Raw genomic sequence first — 17,621 nt, forward strand, 5'->3', positions numbered from 1 at the left:
CATTTACAGAGAGTTTATTGTTCAATTACTATTCTGTCAGTTAAAAAAGGTTTTTAGGATTCAGGGAGTGATCTAGACATATGGATAATTATAGAAATATTATGAATATATTTTAATTTAGCCCTATTTTTTGAATGGAAGGGTTATGATATATTAAGGAAAAATATTACCATGATATAGGGATAGATTGGTCTGAGTATTAATAGTTTACAGGTCCTGTGTAGAAGTGAAGGGGAGACAATTTATGGGCAAACAAATAGGAATTCTTGATTTTATTAAAAAATATAGATGGGATTTTGTGATTCCTCTTTTGCTTCTTATAGTAGTTTTCTTATTTGATGATCGATTGTATCGCGTTTTTGGAGCAAGTAATTATGTGATGATTCATTTAATGATTGAAATCATGATTATTGTTGCTTGTTTTAGTATAGCCATTCAAGCATGGCTCGTTTTTCCTTATATTTTATCCAATTATCGGTTGTATATTGGTGCTCTTTTTTTAGCCTTAGGACTCTTGGAAATTATGCATACCATTTCTTATAAAGGAATGCCCTTTTTTTTAAAGGAAAGTTCTACATATTCAGCTACATGGTTTTATATAATTGGACGCTTAACACAGGTTTTAGGATTATTGTTTATTTTTACATTAAAGCAAAAAAAAGTTCATATCGCCCAGCGGTGGCTTGCATATAGTCTAGCTTGTTTGTTTGTCCTTGTTTGGGTATTTATTATCTATTATCCATATCAACTGTTACCTAATCTTGTGATTGATGGAGTAGGCACGACTGTATTAAAGAATGGAATGCAATATTTGGCGATTGTATTGCAATGTGCATTGATTCTTTACTTATTTAGAAGTCAAACTCGCAACGACGTGGTTATCATAGCATCTATATATTTAATACTAGGAGATTCAATGTTCACAGTCTATAAAAGCGTGTATGATATTAGAAATTTTATTGGTCATCTATTTCAACTAATGGGTTACTATTTTCTGATAAGAGCGTTTTATTATGCATCTGTTGAAAAACCTTTTCAAGTATTAATGAGGACTAGGCAAAAATTAGAGAAATCAAGAGAAAAGCTGCATCATATGGCTTATCATGATGAATTAACAGAATTGCCAAATTCACGGTTTTTGATAGAAAAGCTTAAGAAAGAACTGAAGTTAAAAAGAACAAAAAAGGCAATCATGATAATGGAGATTAATCGGCTTAATTCGATTAATGAATCGCTCGGACATTCCTTTAGAGATTTGATGTTACAGAAGGTTGCAGTTCGGTTGCGTGAATCTCTTCCCTCAGAACTGTTTATGAGTAAGCTGAGAGCAGGAGAATTTACAATTATCATAAATTCAGTAGAAAATAAAGAGGATGTTGTTAAAGTTTGCAATCACATTCAAGATATAATGAAAGAACCTGTCCAACTACAGCATTTCCTATTAAAAGTCACATTAAATATTGGAATTGCTATGTACCCAGATCATGGAGAAAATGAAACGGAACTGTTAAAGCATGCTCAAATTGCTATGCGCGAAGCTCAAAAAGTATCGGAGTTATATATGTTCTACCATTCTAAAATGAAACAGCAGTTTGAGGAGAGATTAGCTCTTGAACATGATTTGTATGAGGCTCTTGATAAAAGAGAGTTCTATCTTGAATATCAGCCTCAAGTTGAAATTATTACGGGTTGTATAGATTCTGTAGAAGCATTAATTCGATGGAAGCATCCAAAAAAAGGGTGGATTTCACCAGCTACATTCATTCCGATTGCAGAAGAAACGGGTCTAATTGTTCCCATTGGTAAATGGGTATTAGAAACAGCTTGTAAGCAGGCTAAACAATGGCATGAAGAGGGAATTTCGAATATTAGGGTCGCTGTTAATTTATCAATTAGACAATTTTTTCAACAAAATTTAGTACAGATGGTTGAAGATATATTGGAAAGAACAAATCTTTCTCCGAATTATCTGGAATTAGAAATCACGGAAAGTATGACGATGGATACGAATCATGCAATTGAACTTTTACATGATTTAAAGCGTTTAGGAGTCAAAATCGCGGTCGATGACTTTGGAACAGGCTATTCATCTATGTCTTATTTAAAGGATTTTCCGATTGACTGTTTGAAAATCGATCGTTCGTTTGTTTGTAATGTCCAAACGAATCACGATGATGCCGTCCTTATTTCTATGATTATTTCGATGGCGAAGCATCTAAAATTGAAAGTTATTGCTGAAGGAGTGGAAGACATAGGCCAGTTTTCCTATTTAGCAGCAGGTGATTGTGATACAATTCAAGGATATTTGTTTAGTAAACCAATCTCTGCTGAAGCATTATCAGCAAATTTTGATAAAATACAAAATCATGTTAGGGAAGTTATTTCAGAAAGGCATAAAGATGCAGAAGAGGAATCTCTTCGCTATGGTTTGTGATATGCACAGAATTTCAACTATAAGTTAGCTAGGAATAGAAGGAGACGTTATGAACAACTACAAACTAATCATTCAGTACGATGGCGGGCGCTATAAGGGCTGGCAAAGGCTCGGCAGCGGCGAAAATACCATTCAAGGAAAAATAGAAAATGTATTATCCGAGTTAGTCGGAAGAAATATTGAAATTATCGGCTGCAGCAGAACAGATGCGGGTGTACATGCACTTGCTCAAATCGCTAATTTTAAGATTGAGGAGAATGTAACTGAATCTGCAATTAAGAATTACTTAAAGCGATATTTACCACAAGATATTAGCGTTACCGAGGTTATAGCAGTTCCTGAACGGTTTCATGCCCGTTATAATGCTAAGGGTAAAACGTATTTGTATAAGATCTGGAACGAGGAGAATACCAATCCTTTTATGAGAAAGTACAGTATGCATGTAGAGCAAAAGCTAGATGTGGAAAGAATGAAACAAGCATCTCAAGCTTTTATTGGTGAGCATGACTTCACTGCTTTTTCAAATGCAAAATCTAAGAAGAAATCCATGGTGCGTGACATCTATTCCATTGCTATAGAAAAAAATGCAGGTTTCATTGAAATTCGGGTGAGCGGAGATGGCTTTCTTTATAATATGGTAAGAAAAATTGTTGGCACGTTGATTCAAGTAGGGCTTGGTGAGGTAATTCCAGAAGATATACCAGGTATACTGGAGGCAAAAGACAGAAGTCTAGTAAGCTGTCTTGCTGATGCAGGTGGACTGTACTTGGAAAAGATTGATTTTTAGATACGTAAGAGATGGGGGGCTACTTCCGCCATCTGCAAAATACAGTATCGAATTGTACTGAAATGTTAATGGGTCAAAAACAGTGTAGAAATGGTGTATGATTTAGCTTATGAACGTATCTTTAGGTCCAAAACAATATTTTGAAATAGAGTTAAAAAAAGAAATTCTAAAATGTATAATGGAAAATTTATAATATGAATGGAAAGGCACTTTTCAATACCATTAAGTTTTGGTATAGTGAAAACGTTGTGGATCCTCTTTTTGTAGATGTTATACTACATTAGGGAGTCCTTTTATTTTGTTCTAGATAATATGAATTATCTGTCTATTTTAGTTTTTCTTGATGTTTTGAAAGTTTTTCTGTAAAATAATGCTTATTTAATCTGAGAGATGGAGGTTTGAGAATTGGGAAAAGCCTTGATTATTGGCGCTGGCGGTGTTGCTAGTGTTGTGGTTCATAAATGTTGTCAGAATCCTGAGGTTTTTGAAGAAATATGTATTGCAAGTAGAACGATTGAAAAATGCGACGCTCTAAAGAAAAAATTAGATGGAGGTCGTACCAAAATTCAAACAGCTCAAGTGGATGCAGATCACACTGAAGAAGTGATTGAGCTAATTAATAATTTTGGACCAGACGTTGTTATTAATGTTGCACTTCCTTATCAGGATTTAACGATTATGGATGCATGCCTAGCAACAGGTGTTCATTATCTGGATACGGCTAACTATGAGCCACCTGATGTACCAAAGTTTGAATACAAATGGCAATGGGCATATAGAGAGAAGTTTGAGAAAGCAGGGTTAACGGCTGTATTAGGTAGTGGATTTGATCCAGGTGTAACCGGCGTATTTAGTGCTTATGCCCAAAAGCATTATTTTGATGAAATTCATTCTATTGATATTGTCGATGCCAATGCAGGAGATCACGGATATCCATTTGCAACGAATTTCAATCCTGAAATTAACATTCGTGAAATTACAGCGAATGGCAGCTATTTTGAAAATGGTAAATTTATTGAAACAGATCCGTTAGCGATTAAAAAGGTGTACGATCTTCCAGAAATAGGTCCGAAAGATATCTATCTTTTGCACCATGAAGAATTAGAATCGCTAGCTCTTAATATAAAAGGAATTAAGCGTATCCGATTCTGGATGACGTTCTCAGAGAAGTATTTAACACATTTACGTGTTCTTGAAAATGTTGGAATGACTTCGATTGAACCAATTGTTTATGAAGGTAAGGAAATTATCCCTCTTCAATTTTTGAAGGCTATTCTTCCTGATCCAGCGTCTCTTGGACCAAGAACAAAAGGAAAGACGAATATCGGTTGTATTTTCCAAGGAACGAAAGATGGAAAACCAAAAACGTACTATGTATATAACGTTTGTGATCATCAAGAGTGCTATAAAGAAGTTGGCTCACAAGCCATTTCTTACACAACGGGAGTTCCAGCTATGATCGGTGCGATGTTAATCATCAAGGGTATCTGGAAAAAGCCAGGTGTGCACAATATTGAAGAATTCGATCCAGATCCATTTATGGATGCTTTAAATAAATATGGACTTCCATGGCAAGAAGATTTTGCGCCAACACTTGTAGATTGAGGTATAGCTGATGAATTTAGACTTTCAAGCACTACCTTCACCTTGTTATGTTGTTGACGAAAGACTTCTTAAGAAAAATTTAGAACTATTACATTCCGTTCAGGAACGTACAGGCTGCAATATTTTGCTTGCACTAAAAGGGTTTTCTATGCAGTCCGTCTTTCCTCTTGTAGGTCAGTATTTAAAGGGAATAACATCAAGCTCCTTATTCGAAGCAAGACTTGGTTACGAAAAGATGGGGAAAGAAGTTCATGCTTTTGCTCCTGCTTATGTAGAGCAGGAATTCGATGAACTTCTAACCTACTGTGATCACCTTGTATTCAATTCGTTTACACAGTGGAAGAAGTACAAGGAAAAAGTGCAGCAAGCACCGAAAAAGATCGAATGTGGCATTCGCGTAAATCCGGAATATTCCGAGATTGAAGTACCACTTTATAATCCTTGCTATACGAATTCCAGATTAGGTGTAACGTTAGCAAATTTCAAGCCGGAAGAGCTAGATGGCATCGATGGACTTCATTTTCATACGATGTGTGAGCAAAATTCCGATACACTTGAACGTACTATCAAAGTGTTAGATGAAAAGTTCGGCGAATATATGAAGAAGATGAAATGGATTAATTTTGGCGGGGGACACCATATTACTCGTCCGGATTATGACATTGAAACGCTCGTCCGTACGATTCAATTCGTGAAAGAAAAATATGATGTAGAAGTATACTTGGAGCCGGGTGAAGCAGTAGCTTTAAATACCGGTTATCTAGTTGCCTCTGTACTAGACATCGTTAACAACGGTATGGATATTGCGATTCTAGACACATCAGCAACTTGTCATATGCCAGATGTAATTGAAATGCCATACCGACCAAATATCATTGGTGCGGGTCAGCCGAATGAATATGAGTATACGTATAGACTAGGCGGGCTTACATGTCTTGCTGGAGATGTAATTGGCGATTATTCATTCAAAGAACCGTTGAAACCAGGTGACAGACTCGTGTTCTGTGATATGGCTCATTATACAATGGTTAAGAATCATATGTTTAATGGTGTTAATCTTCCGTCGATTGCTCGCTTTAACGAGGAAGAGGGCATTCAAGTCGTTAAACAATTCGGCTATGAAGATTATGCCTCTCGTTTATAAAAAGATAAAAACGTAATAATTTTCTGGAAAGAGTAGCTTTTTTCAGTTATAGAACAACCCACAAAGATCACATGGCTTTGTGGGTTTTGTTTAGGGAAATGAGGGGAAATGATGAATCATTATAATGTTATATTATTTGATTTAGATGGTACCATTTCTAATCCGAAAGTTGGAATTGTAACTTCTATTCAATATGCTTTAAATAAAATGGGTATTACAGAAAGTGATACAAAAAAGCTAGAATTATTTATCGGCCCGCCGCTAAAGGATTCGTTTGCTGCATACTATGGCTTTAAGGATGAGAAAAATAATCAGGCAATTCAGTACTATCGAGAATATTTTGCGAAACAGGGATTATTTGAAAATGAACTGTATTCTGGATTTCTGGATTTACTAGAAGACTTGAAACAGCAAGGAAAGAAAGTTTTCGTAGCAACATCAAAGCCAACTGTATTTGCGACTCGTATTCTAGAATACTTTCGTATAGATCATTATTTTGATGGAGTAGTAGGGAGCGAATTAGATGGTACTCGCACTTCGAAAGCTGAAATTATTGAATACATTATAAACAAATATGATTTGAATCAAGATTCGATGGTGATGATTGGAGATCGGAAGTACGATATAGTTGGTGCGAAAGAAAATCATATTGCATCTATAGCTGTTACGTATGGCTATGGGACATTGGAGGAATTAACTGCTGCATCACCGTCCTATATCGTGCATAGTGTGAAGGAATTGCATGCTCTTCTTACAACCTAATAAGTTTGCGTAAAAAAAGTAGGGGGTGTCTTTCAGCCCCCTACTTTTAGAAAGTTTCACTTTATTGCCCAGCCGCTAAAGGATTTATTTGCTACATACTATGGTTTTATAAGTGAGAAAATAGGATTATTTGAACATGAACGTTAAACGGTAGTGGTTAATTTTTGTTTCGCTGCTTTTCTCTTAGTTAAATAACGAGCGGCAAAATAAGAGCCTAATACGTAGATTACAGCTACAGCTTGTAAAGACAACGTCTCTGCTGTTGGGAATATACAAAACCAAACTCCAGCCCAGTCAGGGATATTTATGTTAAGTGTAGTTGTACTAATCCAACCTGCTTGTTGCATTTCTTGTGCGGTTTCACCTACCATTACAGCGAGCACTACTACTAAGAGACCACCTGTAAATACCAACATTTTTTTATAAGGAAGACGGCGATGTGCTAAAAAGGTAAGAACCCCTACTATCATTGTTAATGCTAATCCAATCAGTGCTCCTTGTAGAATTACCTCAGACCCCACTTTTAATCTTAAGTTTTGAAGGAAAAGAACCACTTCAAATCCTTCCCGATAAACTGATGTAAGCCCGAGTAGGAAAAGAGACCAAAACGTATTTTTCTCCACATTCTCACTGGAACTAGTTATTTTATTCTTTTTTCGATTATGGAGGTTAATCCAACCTTGCCAGTAAATCTTATGAAAGAACCAATTCATAATAATACATAAAACAATAACAGCTAGAAGTCCTGTTGCAGCTTGGATATTTAGCTCTGATGCATTGACGGAAGAAATAATGGCTACCACGATAAACCACGTCGCAATGGTAGCTAAAAAGGATACCCCTGCTCCTAAAGAGATAGGTTTCCAATAGTTATCTTGCTTCTTACGTACTAAGCCTGAAATTATCGCTGATAATACTAGAATAGCCTCTAATCCTTCTCGAAAGATTAGGATAGCTGTATTTATTACGGCAGCACCAGGCGTTATGTTTTTAGCAGTAGGATCAGGATTTCCCTGATAATTCACTCCCTGCCATACTATTACCCCTATTACTACCAATGATGCTACCGTGATAAGTAAAGTTTTGAGATTAAAGAATTTCCTCAACATTAAGATGTACTCCCCTTTTTATAAACGATAATGATAATCTTTATCAATTACAAAATGATTTTATCCCGGTTTATCTTTTTATGTCAAGATAATTCTTAAACTACAGATAACTTTTTCTTTAACTAACAGGTACTTTTCATAAAATAATAACTTGGTTACCAAATGCTTTAGCTTTTTTAATTGAGATAAAGTAAGTTTCAGAGCTTAAAGATAAGAGATATGAAATGTAATAATAAAAGAGGATGGTAAGTTTGAAATAAATAAAAAAGTAGGAGGTGTTTCCCCCTACTTTTTTATTAGTTTTATTTTTCACTATGCTATTTTTTTAGTTCCGTCAGAATGAGGGAAATTAGGTGTATTAGGGAATTTAGGAAGTGTGACATTATATCTATTAAGTAATCCAGCTACACCCCATTTTCCTGCATTTGCACCAGCTAATAGGATAAACATAGAGAGAAGAACAAGTTGCGGATTTGTGCTCGTTGTACCGCTAAACATATATGCAAAATTCATCATAAGACCAAAGAAAACTGCAGTTCGTGGTAAAAATCCAACAATAAGACCGATACCTACCAATAATTCTCCCCAAGGTACTAAGAAATTAAATAATCCTGCATTTGGAATTGCAAAATGCTGTAAGAAGCTAGCCCACCAGGCTTGTACAGCTGGATGAGCGCCTGAAGCATTTGCTACTGCCCCTTTTAAGAATCCAGTTGCATCGAATTTTCCTGTGATTTTTTCATAACCTGCCATAAGCCATTCAAACCCAACATATAAACGAAGCAAAGTTACAAATATACTAGCATATTTATTAGTGCGAAGAAACTGAACAAACATATCATTACCCCCTTTGTTAGTTGTGGTAAAGCAATATTACTTTGTTTCTTCTCTTTTAGTATACGGCAAAAATTAATGGAAGTATGTGCTAAATATTACGATTTTGTTATTGAATAATGACATATTTTTGAAAATTTCTAAACCTTTTGTACATTAAAGGAATTTGAACATTTCTATAGCTTTTTTGAAAAAGAAAGAAGGGCTGCTTCATAAAAGGCAGCCCAATCTTATATATATCACTATATCTTTAAAATTAGTTTTCTCGCATGATTTGAACAAACAAGCCTGCGTAATACGGGTCCCATTGCGTTCCTTTTCCGGAATGAATGATGCTAAGTGCTTTTTCGGATGGCATTCCTTTACGGTAAGGCCGGTCGGAGGTCATAGCATCATACGCATCTGCCACGGCCATGATTCTGCCGAATAGAGGTATATTCTCCCCGCTTAGTCCTTCAGGATAGCCGTTCCCATCGTAGCGTTCATGATGATACTTCACTCCTGGGAGAAGCGGCTTTAATTCTTTCGGTAGATTAATTTGTTCTAGAATACGAGCCCCAATTACAGGATGCTGTTTAATTTGTTCGAATTCTTCATCTGTTAGTTTCCCTTCCTTAAGCAATACTTTATCTTTTATTCCGATTTTACCGATATCGTGAAGCAAAGCAGACTTTCGTAGTAAATCTATTTTTGGTGGTCCTAAGCCAGCTGCTTTTGCTAGTTTTACCGTATATTCTGCTACTCGTATCGAATGCCCAGCTGTATAGGGGTCCCGTGCGTCTAATGTTGCAGCAAATACTGTGAAAAAGCTTTCGAGTAGCAATTGATTTTGGGAATCACGCTTTTTCATCCCCTGGATCATATTGTTAAAGCCCGAAATAACATATGCAAATTCATCTGAATATGTATTTTCTATAGGGTGCATTTTGCCTCTTCTTACTTGCAATATGTTTTTTTCTAATGCATAAATTGGTTTTTTTATATTCTCATATAATAGCACACTACAGAAAGTAGATAGAGATACGATAACAATAAGAATAACTGACCAGATCCAGTAATCATTAAGGCGTTCTGATGCTCTTTGACTTAATTGAAGGGTAGAGGCGAGAGTAAACAATAGGACTGGAAATACGGCAATAAATGCAGAGCTTAGTAACAGTTTTCTTCGAATACTTATGAATTCAAATTTCCCAATTTCGAACGATTTATGATATAGTTTCTTCGCTGTTTGGTTGAAATGTAAAATGAGTGGATGTAGAATACGCTCTGTTAAAAAGAATTCAATTAATGCATGAAGAGTAGAAATCAGAATAACACCGCACCATGCAAAACCAATGTAGTAACAAGGGAATTGCAGTTTATTGGTATGTATACAGTAAAAGGTTAATGCGGATGCAGGAATAGATATTCCTAACAAATGTGGCAGCATAATTCGTCTTACTGTTAATACGGGAAGCCGATGAGCAGTTGTATATGCTTGCTTTAATAACTTCAGAGAGGGATTAATCCCTGTTAGAGCAACTTTAATTGGATGTATATCATGCTTGTATACGATAAATTCAAGACCATACATGAATACTAAGGAAATGAGCATGATGAATAGCAATATGAAAATCTCATTTTGCGGTAAATGAAGGATATGAAAAATAAAGACACTGCCAACACCTAATATAGCAAGGAAAGAACCAATTATGTGATTGACTAATAATTGTTTTTTCAATTTATTATAAAGCAACATAGTGCTATATCCTCCTAGTTAATATTTCCTCTCTAGAAGGTAACATAAACAATTTATTATTGTATATATTAAAATGTAATAGTTCATTATTCTATCATAACATGAAGGTTTTAGAGTACGGAAGAATAAAAGCCCCATAGTTCATCTTAATAAATGAACTATGGGGCTTTTATTATACATACTTTTCAAAATTGACACGCTTATTTAATGTATACATAATTGGTATACCTACAATCATAACCACAAACTCACCAATTGCAGTTGTAAGCCATGTTAATAAGAATGGCAATTGCAAAGCTAAATGAAGCTCGGCAGCAATGAGAAACATACTAATGGTAAATACGATGGCATTCAGAAGCATACGTTTGTATATGCTTTTGATGAAGCGTGCTGAAACGATAGTAGTTAGCAAAGCAAGAATCGATTGACCAACACCGAAAATAAGATCGTATCCAACCATTGGTGAAAAGAATAAATTAGTTAAAAAAACACCAAGAATAATTCCGTAAACATATTTCTTGTTAAATACGACTAAATGATTAAACATCTCGGAAATTCGAAATTGTATATTGGTAAATCCAAAAGGTTGAATAACTGCGGAAACCGCGATATATAAAGCTGCTACAATTCCATTTCCAACAAGGGTTTTCAGTTTCATTACATATTCTCTCCTTAGTTTTTTAGCGTGGGATGGTTTCGAACCACGTTCGAGTAAACATTCGATGTACAATAATAAAGGATGGTACTACATTTGTCAATAAGAAAAACGAGATGGTTTTAAAGAAAGATTCCAAATAGAAATAAGGATGATTCAAGTATTTGAATCATCCTTATTTCTATTAATAGCTTATTTAGTTGCTGCGATTTTCATATTTCTATTCTTTTGCTTCTTTTGCTGCTGCTTTCACACGATCGTTTAAGCATAGGAAGAAAAGTATGAAACCAATTGAAATGATAATATGTCCAATTCCAGCAATTCCAGCAATAGCTGCGCCTGTTGTAATACCCATAACTGTTAATGTACCGTGTACACCCATCAAACCTACTGTAATAATTAAACCAGCATTGTAAATATAATAGAACCAATTGAACAAATCACTCTTAGTTAGTGAAAAATTCTTTTCGAGTAATAAAACAAACAAAAACATAAACATACCTAACACGAATATATGTGTGTGTAGAAGGGATAACATTGTTTTTCCAGTAAAATTGTAATTGACAGTCATTTGTCGATAATAAAGACCTGCTACTAAACCTAAGATGGCATAAATAAATGCGGTATTTAGAAGTTTTTTCATCATGATTTCCTTTCAAGTTGAAATTTGTAAGATTATGTACCTATTAAACTAGTATTTTTGGAACCAGAAATTTTCCATAGCATTTCTTTACAGCTTCACTATACCGTACGTATATTTTATTAGTCAAGTTTTGAATAGTTAGTCTTTTATATGGGAGAAATTCAATGGTATTAAAATATATAAAGTAAATATTTCCATAAATGGTGTACAATTTTATTAAAAAGTGAAATAGGGGAGTTAGAAGAAATGCAGAGAAATGAAGTATGGGGACATGTATTTGCGTTCATTACAATTGTAATTTGGGGAACTACATTTGTTTCTACAAAAGTATTATTGCAAGTATTTACACCACTGGAGTTATTGTTGTATCGGTTTGTGATTGCTGTACTTATAATGATTGTAATCTATCCGAAACAGTTTAAAGTCCTTCCGTGGAAAGAAGAGCTGCTATTTTGCTTCTTAGGGATCTCAGGGATTTCATTCTACTTTTGGACAGAAAACATCGCGCTGCAGTATACACAAGCAAGCAATGTAGGGCTAATCTTATCGGCACTTCCTATATTTACTGTACTGCTTACATATTTTTCAACAAAGGATGAACAGGTTTCCTTTCGCTTTATCGTTGGATTTGTGCTAGCAACAATCGGCATTGTGCTAATTATGTATAATGGAAAAATTCTAAAGCTAAATCCACTAGGTGATTTTATGGCTGTGTTGTCTGCATTATTGTTTTCTATCTATTCTATTTTAGTTAAAAAAGTAAACAAAGCCTACAATCCGTTCTATGTGGTACGTAAAACATTTTTCTATGGTGTCTTGACTACAATTCCAATTCTATACTTTACCCAACATTCTCTCCGTCCCTTTCCGCCTCTAACGAGTAGCGTGGTATGGAATCTACTCTTTCTTTCAATCCTTGCATCTGTTGCAGGATTTATCATGTGGAATGAAGCAGTAAAACGAATTGGCTCTGTGAAAACAACGAATTATGTCTATTTTATTCCTCTCATTACAATGATAGCTTCTTCTATAGTACTCCATGAAGAAATTAATCTATTAATGATAATTGGCGGGTTGTTAATTTTTGCTGGTGTGTATATGAATGAAAGCAAGATGATCCTGCATATATGGAAGGGGAAGTTAAAGGAGGAAAAGTAGCCTAGATAAAGGCTATTTTTTTGTTCCGTTATTAAACTAAGTTTTCTTTATGTTTCGAGAATGTATGGTATTTTTATTCGTTTTTCTGTATTATATTTCATAAGAGATAGCTTTTAGGGAGGAATTGTTGTGAAATATAAAGTGTTTGTGGACGGGCAAGTAGGAACGACGGGCCTAAAGATTCGTGAATATTTGGCAAAGCGCGAAGACCTTACAATTCTTGAAATTGATGCGAGTAAGCGTAAAGATAAAGAAGAGAGAAAAATGCTATTAAATGAAGCAGATATTGCGTTTCTCTGCCTGCCAGATGAAGCGGCAAAAGAGTCTGTATCACTTGTTACAAACCCGAATACGAAGATTATTGATGCAAGTACTGCTTTTCGGACGAATGATAATTGGGTATACGGCTTACCAGAATTGCATAATAGAAGAGAGCAGATTGCCATGTCGAAGCGAGTATCTGTGCCAGGCTGTCATGCAACAGCCTTCATACTCTCACTGTATCCATTGGTTCAAGAGGGGATTGTGCCTAAGGATTACCCAATTTTTGCACAGTCGATTAGTGGATATAGCGGCGGTGGTAAAAAACTGATTCAAAAATATGAATCTGAAAAGAAGGAAGCATATAACAGTCCTAAGCATTACGCGCTAGCTTTACACCATAAGCATTTACCAGAAATGAAGAAAATGGTTGGTCTTTCCTATGATCCTATTTTTACGCCTATCGTAGCAAATTATTATAAGGGATTAGCTGTATCGATTGCGCTTCATCCAAGATTACTTCAGAAGAAAATGGGTGCGAAGGAAATACATGAATTGCTATCCTCCTATTATGAAGGAGAAAAATTTGTATCTGTTATGCCGTATAAAAGCGATGCAAACCTTGAGGACGGTTTCTTCTCTATTATTGGATGTAATGATACAAACCGAAGTGAAATCTTTGTATTTGGCGAAGAGGATCGTGTGCTGCTTGTTTGCCGCCTCGATAATTTAGGCAAGGGTGCTTCAGGAGCTGCGATTCAAAATATGAATATTATGCTTGGATTGGAAGAGGGAATTGGTTTAACCTACTAATTGTGCTACCTAAAGAAGATATTGCATTCTTTTCTTTTCCTTGTTACGGTAAAAGTAAGCTAGTAGAGAAAAGGATGGAAGAAATGTACTTAACAATAGAAGAAACGGCAGCATACTTAGATGTTTCAGAATCCGTAGTAGAAAGTCTAATCCTGCAAAAGCGAATTCGCGCTTTGTTTGATGGCGAGCAATATCTAATTTATAAGGAACAGTTCAATACTCATTTGGAGCAAATGGAACGATATAAAATGCTCATCGAGGAAATAATGAATGAACCTATTCCAGAAGATATTGATGTAAAAGATGAAGATTAAAAGTCCTGATTTCAATCAGGGCTTTTTTCTTTAAATAACATGGAAAGATCCACCGTGTATAGCAAGAATTTTACCGCTTACATGCTGGATAGGACCATCTGTTGCAAACTGGAAAAAAATTCTTTTTGACGTACTATAATAGAACTGAAAGGAGGGAAAAAGATTGGAGGTTGAAATTGTTATAAAGAAGGAGCTGCAAGAGACGAAACTTGTGATTTATTGCAATGAACTAACGAAGGAAGTACAGCAGCTCGTTGATCGACTAGGAGCCATGCAATGCAAAACAGTAGCTGGCATACAAGATGAAAACATTTTTCTACTGAATCCAGAGGACATTGATTGTTTTTATAGCGAAAACCAGAAGGTATATGCAAAAGTGGGAAAAAAAGCTTTTTGGGTTAAGAAAAAGCTTTATGAATTAGAAGAGATGTTAACAGGTACTTCATTTGTAAGGGTTTCAAATTCCTGTATTGTGAACATGGATCAAGTTGATAGACTTGATATTTCATATGCGGGTACCATCGAGCTAATTTTAAAAACTGGGGAAAGGGAGTTTGTTTCAAGAAGGTATATGTCCAAAATCAAAAAATACCTAGGAATATGAGGTGAATAGATTATGTTGAAAAAAGCATTGCTAAGAGGCTTGATTGGAATTCCGATTGGGGTGTTCATTAGTTCTACGATTGTATTAATTAGTTCATTAGTAGCTGGGCATATGGCATATAGTGCTACCATGGACCCCTCTAAAAATCCGGTTACCGTATATGCTATTCAGTATGTAGTCAGCATCATTATTGGTTTTACGTTTGCAAGTAGTTCTATTTTGTTTGATTTGGACAATTGGAGCTTAGCGAAAATGACGACGGTTCATTTTCTTATTTTAAGCATTGTGTATTTGCCTTGTGCTATCTTTGCTGGGTGGATGAAGCCAGATCCTCTATCTATCTTCAACTACTTTTTAATCTTTGTTGCTATCTATATATTGATTTGGCTTTCACAGTATTATATATGGAAGTATAGAATCAATAAGCTAAATGATACATTGAACAAGAGAAACTAAGCATTGGTAAACACATTAAAGGGAAGGACCCTTCGCAAAAAAAGCGGACTTTCTCTTTCATTTTTTTAAGATTAATACATTGCTTCGACATTGAAAAATTACAAAATAGTAAAAAAATGGATAAATAATGCAAGACTTACATAGACAATAATCGAAAAAAGTTGTAAACTACTATTAGCACTATTGAAATGAAAGAATATTTAAACTTGATTTGTTTTTTGGTACATGCTTCCGGAGTATTATAAACTCATTTTGTTTTTTGAAAGCGCTATGATTTTCCATCTAGATTATTGTGAAGTAAATGTAGTAGAACAACATATTCATACATGGTGCACCTTTCAAAAAAGAGCATAAATGTATACAATATATTATGATACAAAGTAAATAATTGTTATAATGTATTAGTACAGAAAAGGCAAGTTGTAATAGAACAGAAGAAAAGAATGATAACAATCAATTGGTGTTTATCAAAGTATTTTTTCAGTTCCCACAAGAAGTTGGTTTGCTATTCATGTAAGTATTATCGCGACATATAGAGGTTTGTTGTACTTACTTTGGAAAGATTGAATTATAGAAATTATTTTCCTGTTTTAAATAAGCATTTTTGCACCCATGACTGTACTATAACACATATTTTTCAATAAGTGAACTAGTAATTTTAAATATATTAAATTTTTAAAAAATATAAACAATTATAATGATTTTATCCGAATATTCTTACTTTTCATATATTCGGTTAGAATAAATGAAAAAATGGGAGAGAGAGGGATTTTATAAATGGATATTAAGGAGCGTATTCATAACAAAAGCTTACATGACCGCGTAGTTACACCGGAAGAAGCGGCATCTTGGATTCAAGACGGCATGACTTTAGGATTAAGTGGTTTTACAAGAGCTGGAGATGCAAAAGTAGTTCCTTTCGCATTAGTGAAACGAGCTGAAACAGATTCATTCAAAGTGAATGTATATACAGGTGCATCTTTAGGCTGTGATATAGATAAAATGTTTGCTGAAGCTGGTATTATAAACAAACGTCTACCATTCCAAGTAGACCCTACAATGCGTAAAAAAATTAACCAGGGTGAGCTTTATTTTGTCGATCAACATCTTTCTCATACTGCAGAATTAATAAGACAAAATGTATTGGACAAAATTGACTTTGCTATTTTGGAAGCGGTTTCCATTACAGAGGATGGAATGATTATTCCAACTACTTCTGCTGGAAACTCAATGGTATTTGCACAAAATGCAAAAAACATTATCGTTGAAATTAACTTAGCACAAACTCCTTTATTAGAAGGTGTGCATGATTTATATTCTCCAGGGCCTCAAGGACAACGTGGACCAATTCCACTTTCTAAAATAGATGATCGTATTGGTTCTAAGGGTATTCCGGTAGATATTAATAAAATTAAGGGAATCGTCTTTTCAAATCATCCAGATTCTCCTTCTACTATTGTTCAACCAGATGAAGAAACACAAACTATGGCAAATCATTTAATGGCATTTTTACGTAATGAAATTAAAGAAGGTCGTTTGTCAAAAAATCTTGCGCCGCTTCAATCTGGTATCGGTAGTGTTGCGAATGCTGTACTAGATGGATTTTTAGAATCTGAATTCACAGACCTAGAAGTATACTCTGAAGTATTGCAAGACGCTGTGTTTAACTTAATTGATGCTGGCAAGGTTCGTTATGCTTCTTGCTGTTCTATCACATTATCTGAAGAAAAAATGAACCAAGTATATTCTAATTTTGAAAACTATCGTGACAAAGTTATGATTCGACCACAAGAAATTTCAAACCATCCGGAAATTATTCGACGACTCGGTTTAATTTCTATTAACACTGCTTTGGAATTGGATATTTACGGAAATGTAAATTCCACTCATGTTTTGGGAACGAAGATGATGAATGGTATTGGCGGATCAGGAGACTTTGCTCGTAACGCTCGTCTTGGAATTTTCGTAACGAAATCCATTGCTAAGGATGGAAAAATCTCTAGTATCGTTCCATTTGTTTCTCACGTAGACCATACGGAACATGATGTAGATGTCATTGTAACAGAACAAGGATACGCAGATTTACGGGGATTAGCACCTAGAGAACGAGTTGAACTTATTATTGAAAACTGTGCGCATCCAATGTATCGCCCACAATTAAGAGAATATTATTATGAAGCTCTTACAAGAGGTGGACAAACTCCACACGTAATTGAAAAAGCGTTATCTTGGCATGCTAACTTTGCTAAAAATGGTACAATGCTTCAAGAAACAACGGAAAATATTGAAGCGTAATAAGGTGAA

The 17,621-nt window shown here is 35.0% G+C and carries 16 protein-coding genes and 1 riboswitch; of the genes, 11 read left to right on the top strand and 5 right to left on the bottom strand.

Features of this window, described 5'->3' with window-relative positions:
• Positions 1–244 precede the first annotated feature (244 nt).
• The 5 genes from ACM5BR_RS15930 to ACM5BR_RS15950 all read left to right on the top strand — a co-directional run bounded on the left by ACM5BR_RS15930 (position 245) and on the right by ACM5BR_RS15950 (position 6,732).
• On the top strand, positions 245–2,434 hold the full coding sequence (locus tag ACM5BR_RS15930) for a bifunctional diguanylate cyclase/phosphodiesterase (RefSeq protein ID WP_416828998.1): 2,190 nt from the start codon (positions 245–247) through the stop codon (positions 2,432–2,434).
• Between the two features lie 49 nt (positions 2,435–2,483).
• Positions 2,484–3,221, top strand: coding sequence for a tRNA pseudouridine(38-40) synthase TruA (gene truA, locus ACM5BR_RS15935; RefSeq protein WP_416829000.1), 738 nt, complete (start codon positions 2,484–2,486; stop codon positions 3,219–3,221).
• 405 nt (positions 3,222–3,626) lie between these two features.
• Positions 3,627–4,826, top strand: a complete 1,200-nt coding sequence (locus tag ACM5BR_RS15940; RefSeq protein WP_416829001.1) for a saccharopine dehydrogenase family protein — start codon at positions 3,627–3,629, stop codon at positions 4,824–4,826.
• A 10-nt stretch (positions 4,827–4,836) separates the two neighbouring features.
• Positions 4,837–5,970, top strand: coding sequence for a carboxynorspermidine decarboxylase (nspC, locus tag ACM5BR_RS15945; protein ID WP_416829003.1), 1,134 nt, complete (start codon positions 4,837–4,839; stop codon positions 5,968–5,970).
• Between the two features lie 111 nt (positions 5,971–6,081).
• Complete coding sequence (locus ACM5BR_RS15950) at positions 6,082–6,732, top strand: HAD family hydrolase (protein ID WP_416829004.1); 651 nt, start codon at positions 6,082–6,084, stop codon at positions 6,730–6,732.
• Between the two features lie 143 nt (positions 6,733–6,875).
• Here ACM5BR_RS15950 and ACM5BR_RS15955 read toward each other — a convergent pair whose 3' ends face one another.
• The 5 genes from ACM5BR_RS15955 to ACM5BR_RS15975 form a co-directional block, all read right to left on the bottom strand.
• Positions 6,876–7,841, bottom strand: a complete 966-nt coding sequence (locus ACM5BR_RS15955) for an FTR1 family iron permease (RefSeq protein ID WP_416829006.1) — start codon at positions 7,839–7,841, stop codon at positions 6,876–6,878.
• Between the two features lie 312 nt (positions 7,842–8,153).
• A complete protein-coding gene (locus tag ACM5BR_RS15960) occupies positions 8,154–8,678 on the bottom strand; it encodes a DoxX family protein (RefSeq protein ID WP_416829008.1) in 525 nt (174 codons plus the stop codon).
• Between the two features lie 253 nt (positions 8,679–8,931).
• Positions 8,932–10,413 carry an HD domain-containing phosphohydrolase gene (locus ACM5BR_RS15965; protein ID WP_416829009.1) on the bottom strand — a complete coding sequence of 494 codons (1,482 nt, stop codon included), beginning with the start codon at positions 10,411–10,413 and terminating at the stop codon, positions 8,932–8,934.
• 172 nt (positions 10,414–10,585) lie between these two features.
• Positions 10,586–11,071 carry a QueT transporter family protein gene (locus ACM5BR_RS15970; protein WP_416829010.1) on the bottom strand — a complete coding sequence of 162 codons (486 nt, stop codon included), beginning with the start codon at positions 11,069–11,071 and terminating at the stop codon, positions 10,586–10,588.
• Positions 11,072–11,079: 8 nt separating this feature from the next.
• Positions 11,080–11,124, bottom strand: a riboswitch (PreQ1 riboswitch).
• 164 nt (positions 11,125–11,288) lie between these two features.
• Positions 11,289–11,711 carry a DUF2871 family protein gene (locus ACM5BR_RS15975; RefSeq protein WP_416829012.1) on the bottom strand — a complete coding sequence of 141 codons (423 nt, stop codon included), beginning with the start codon at positions 11,709–11,711 and terminating at the stop codon, positions 11,289–11,291.
• Between the two features lie 246 nt (positions 11,712–11,957).
• On the opposite strand from ACM5BR_RS15975, the gene ACM5BR_RS15980 reads away from it, so the two are divergent.
• The 6 genes from ACM5BR_RS15980 to ACM5BR_RS16005 all read left to right on the top strand — a co-directional run bounded on the left by ACM5BR_RS15980 (position 11,958) and on the right by ACM5BR_RS16005 (position 17,612).
• A complete protein-coding gene (locus ACM5BR_RS15980; RefSeq protein WP_416829013.1) occupies positions 11,958–12,869 on the top strand; it encodes a DMT family transporter in 912 nt (303 codons plus the stop codon).
• 129 nt (positions 12,870–12,998) lie between these two features.
• A complete protein-coding gene (argC, locus tag ACM5BR_RS15985) occupies positions 12,999–13,943 on the top strand; it encodes an N-acetyl-gamma-glutamyl-phosphate reductase (protein WP_416829014.1) in 945 nt (314 codons plus the stop codon).
• A gap of 83 nt (positions 13,944–14,026) precedes the next feature.
• Positions 14,027–14,257: an excisionase family DNA-binding protein gene (locus ACM5BR_RS15990; RefSeq protein WP_416829016.1), complete on the top strand. Its 231-nt coding sequence runs from the start codon at positions 14,027–14,029 to the stop codon at positions 14,255–14,257.
• Positions 14,258–14,420: 163 nt separating this feature from the next.
• Positions 14,421–14,861 (top strand): LytTR family DNA-binding domain-containing protein, encoded by a 441-nt coding sequence (locus ACM5BR_RS15995; protein ID WP_416829018.1) that lies wholly within the window; start codon positions 14,421–14,423, stop codon positions 14,859–14,861.
• A 12-nt stretch (positions 14,862–14,873) separates the two neighbouring features.
• Positions 14,874–15,317: a DUF3021 domain-containing protein gene (locus ACM5BR_RS16000; RefSeq protein WP_416829020.1), complete on the top strand. Its 444-nt coding sequence runs from the start codon at positions 14,874–14,876 to the stop codon at positions 15,315–15,317.
• A 777-nt stretch (positions 15,318–16,094) separates the two neighbouring features.
• A complete protein-coding gene (locus ACM5BR_RS16005) occupies positions 16,095–17,612 on the top strand; it encodes an acetyl-CoA hydrolase/transferase family protein (RefSeq protein ID WP_416829022.1) in 1,518 nt (505 codons plus the stop codon).
• Positions 17,613–17,621: the final 9 nt, after the last annotated feature.

The organism is Ectobacillus polymachus (assembly GCF_048159605.1).
GTDB classification, from domain to species: domain Bacteria; phylum Bacillota; class Bacilli; order Bacillales; family Bacillaceae_G; genus Ectobacillus; species Ectobacillus polymachus.